This window comes from Streptomyces alkaliterrae (assembly GCF_007097205.2).
In the GTDB taxonomy this organism is placed as follows: Bacteria; Actinomycetota; Actinomycetes; order Streptomycetales; family Streptomycetaceae; genus Streptomyces; species Streptomyces alkaliterrae.
The window spans coordinates 1-2,957 of record NZ_VJYK02000462.1 but is presented as its reverse complement, the minus strand read 5'-3'; the positions used below and the strand labels follow the sequence as shown (position 1 = coordinate 2,957).

3 protein-coding genes are annotated in these 2,957 nt (G+C 75.8%); all 3 read right to left on the bottom strand.

Translation table 11 applies throughout. The features are described from left to right. Window positions 1-327 precede the first annotated feature (327 nt). The 3 genes from FNX44_RS25595 to FNX44_RS25585 all read right to left on the bottom strand — a co-directional run bounded on the left by FNX44_RS25595 (window position 328) and on the right by FNX44_RS25585 (window position 2,923). Complete coding sequence (locus FNX44_RS25595) at window positions 328-1,344, bottom strand: LysR family transcriptional regulator (RefSeq protein ID WP_143651360.1); 1,017 nt, start codon at window positions 1,342-1,344, stop codon at window positions 328-330. 75 nt (window positions 1,345-1,419) lie between these two features. Next, a complete protein-coding gene (locus FNX44_RS25590; RefSeq protein ID WP_143651359.1) occupies window positions 1,420-2,307 on the bottom strand; it encodes an alpha/beta fold hydrolase in 888 nt (295 codons plus the stop codon). Window positions 2,308-2,356: 49 nt separating this feature from the next. Beyond that, a complete protein-coding gene (locus FNX44_RS25585) occupies window positions 2,357-2,923 on the bottom strand; it encodes a sugar O-acetyltransferase (protein ID WP_143651358.1) in 567 nt (188 codons plus the stop codon). Window positions 2,924-2,957 lie beyond the last annotated feature (34 nt).

Here is a 2,957-nt window from a genome sequence, read left to right as displayed (position 1 = left end):
CGGCGGGGGTGGCGGACTGCGCGGGGTTCGGCGCGGGCAGGGCACCGGCCGTCCCGTTCGCCCCGGTGAGGGCGAACGCGCCGGCCGCGACGACGGCGGCACACGCGCCGGTCAGGCGTCGCTGGAGCATGGGGTGTCTCCTCGGTCTCGGTGGGAGGTGCCGAAACCGTAGACGGCCCGAACCAGCCGCCGTCAGCTGTCACTTGACCCCCTGCCCGGCGTTATGGCTACGGCCTGCGGGGCCTGCGGGGCCGGCAGGTCGGCAGGTCGGCAGGTCGGCAGGGCGGCGTGCCGGCGGGCGGCGATGCGGGCGTGCCGGCGAGTCGGTCATTGCCGCCCTCGGAGCGCCCTTCCCCGTCGCGCGGGCGGCGGCCTGTGGTCGCGGGTGGCGAGGGAGTGCAGGTGGTGGTGGGTGGCGCGCCAGCGGCGGTAGCTGTCGCTGCGCGCGGCGGCCTCCTCGTGCGCCGCGCGGGCGTGGCCCATGACGACGTCGGCCGCCCCGGCCGCGCCGCCGCCGGGGTGCCAGCCGAGTACGTGCCGCCAGCTCAGCGGGTTGTCGACGAGCGGGCGGGTGACCAGTCCCGGCGTGGGCGGGAAGGTGGCGCGGCAGAGCCCGACGGCCCGGCCGACCTGCACGAGGTGCACGCACGACGCGGTGTCCGTCTCGTACACCCGGGCGGGTGTGAAACCGGCGCGGGCGCAGGCGGCGGCGAAGCAGTCGCCGAAGCAGCCGTCGCCCGGCACGTCCGTCCACGACTCCTCGGCCAGCGCGCCGAGTTCGATCTCGGACCGGTCGGCGAGCGGATGCGCGTCGGCGAGCATGACAAAGACGGGATCGACGGCGACCTCCCGCCACACCAGCCGGTCGGCGCGCGGTGGTTGGCTCTCGCCGCAGGTGCCGACGAGCGCGAAGTCCAGTCGGCCGTCGGCGACGGAGTCGGCGATCTCCCGTTCGGACCAGGAGGTGTTCGTGGAGACGGGCATTCCCGGGTCGCCGGCGGCCAGCCGGTCGACGAGGCCGCCGAGCAGCGGGCCGTGGGTGCCGCCGACGCGGAGGCGCGGCATCTCGTGCCAGGCTCGGGCGAACCGCGCGGCCTCCTCCTGGAGTTCGCGTACGGCCGGCAGGACGAGCCTCGTCCGGTCGAGTACCAGTTCGCCGAGCGGGGTCGGCCGTACGCCGCGCCTGCCGCGTACGAAGAGCTCGCCGCCGAGGGTGCGTTCGATGCGTTTGAGCTGTGCGCTGAGCGCGGGCTGGGCGAGGCCGAGGTTGGACGCCGCCTTGGTGAGGCTGCCTGCGTCCGCTATCGCCCGGATCGTCTTGAGATGCCGCAACTCCAGGTCCATACCATTGAGCTTGGCCGCCCCGGATGCCACGGGCAATACACGTGCCGGGGGTTCTCCGCGCCGGTTCGGCCGACGCTACGTCGACTCGGCGAACCCGGCGGCCAGGTCGGCCACGGTCTCCGGAGCCTCCTCGGCCGCAAGGTGGCCCACGCCGGTCAACTCGTGTACGTCCGCGCCAAGTTGGCTGACCGCGCGGTCACGCAGCCGTGCGGTCGGCAGGAACACGTCGTGCGAGCCGGTCAGCAGCAGCGTGGGACGGCGGGCGCTGGGGGAACCTCCCCGCAGGAGGCTGGGGGAGGCCAGGGCGTCGTCCGGCAGTGGCGCCGGGGCCATGGTCGAACGGCAGGAGCGGGAGACCAGCGTCATCCACTCGGCCAGCTCCGCGGGAGGCCGCCGCCCCGGCCCGGACATCACGTCGAGGAGGGCGGCGCTGCGCCGGTCGGTCGGCCGCAGCAGCCACGGCAGCGTCGCGGCCAGCACCCGCGGGGTGACCCGCAGCCGGACCAGCCCGGCGGGCGCCAGCAGCACCCGCCCGGCGAGCGGCGGCGCGTCGCACAGCAGGGCGGGCAGCGCCCCGAGCGAGTAGCCGAGCACCACGGCCGGACGCTCGACTGTCGCCGTCAGCACCTCCGCCAGCCAGCGGCCCAGCACGGCCCGGGGCGGCCGGGCGGGGGAGCTGAGGCCGGGCTGGCCGGGCAGGTCGACGACGTGGACGCGCAGCCGGGCGGCGAGCGCGGTCGCGAGCGGGAGGCAGGTAGCGGCGTTGAAGTTGGTGCCGGGGAGCAGGACGACGTCCCGGGGGCCGTCGCCGGCGGTGGTGACGTGGGTCGGGCCGGCGGCGGTGTCGAGGAGCGTCGTGCGGTGCGGTACCGGCCAGCGCGCGAGCCGGTCCGCGCACCAGTCGGCCACGGCGGCCCGGGCGGCCGGGTTCCGATAGCAGGACGTCGCGCCGGATGCCCTCATGTCGGCAGCCTCGCACAGGAACGCCGCGAGGGACCCCGCGCCGAGCCGGTCAGTCGTCGGGGACGATCTCCCGCAGCACGCGCGCCGGGTTGCCGACCGCCACCACGTTCGGCGGCAGCGGCCTGGTGACCACCGCGCCCGCGCCGACCACCGTGTTGTCGCCGATCGTCACTCCCGGGCAGACGATGACGCCGCCCCCGAGCCACACGTTCTCGCCGATCGTGATCGGCTTCGCGCACTGCCACGACTCCCGCCGCCGCCCGGGATCGATCGGATGGCTCGGCGTGAGCAGCTGCACCCGCGGCCCGAACTGGGCGTACGCCCCGATCGTGATCGGGGCCATGTCCAGCAGCACGGCGCCGAAGTTCACGAACGAGTGGGCGCCGACGCTGACGCGCGAGCCGTGGTCCACGTACAGCGGCGGGCGGATCTCCACGTCCTCGCCCACCTCGCCGAGCAGCGCCTCCAGCGCGGCGCGGCGGGCCCTCGGATCGTCGGCCGGGGTCGCGTTGAAGCGCGCGGCCAGGCACTCGGCGCGGATCAGGTCGGCGGCGATCGCCGGATTGTCCGCCCGGTACGGTTCGCCGGCGGGGACGAGCTGCTGGTCGCTGGCCATGGAGTCCTTCGCTGGTCCGGGGGCGGGACGGGGC

What these genes read in the sequence shown, in the direction of transcription:
- FNX44_RS25585 (WP_143651358.1), bottom strand. Translation starts at nt 2,923, where the DNA reads ATGGCCAGCGACCAGCAGCTCGTCCCCGCCGGCGAACCGTACCGGGCG.
- FNX44_RS25595 (WP_143651360.1), bottom strand. Translation starts at nt 1,344, where the DNA reads ATGGACCTGGAGTTGCGGCATCTCAAGACGATCCGGGCGATAGCGGAC.
- FNX44_RS25590 (WP_143651359.1), bottom strand. Translation starts at nt 2,307, where the DNA reads ATGAGGGCATCCGGCGCGACGTCCTGCTATCGGAACCCGGCCGCCCGG.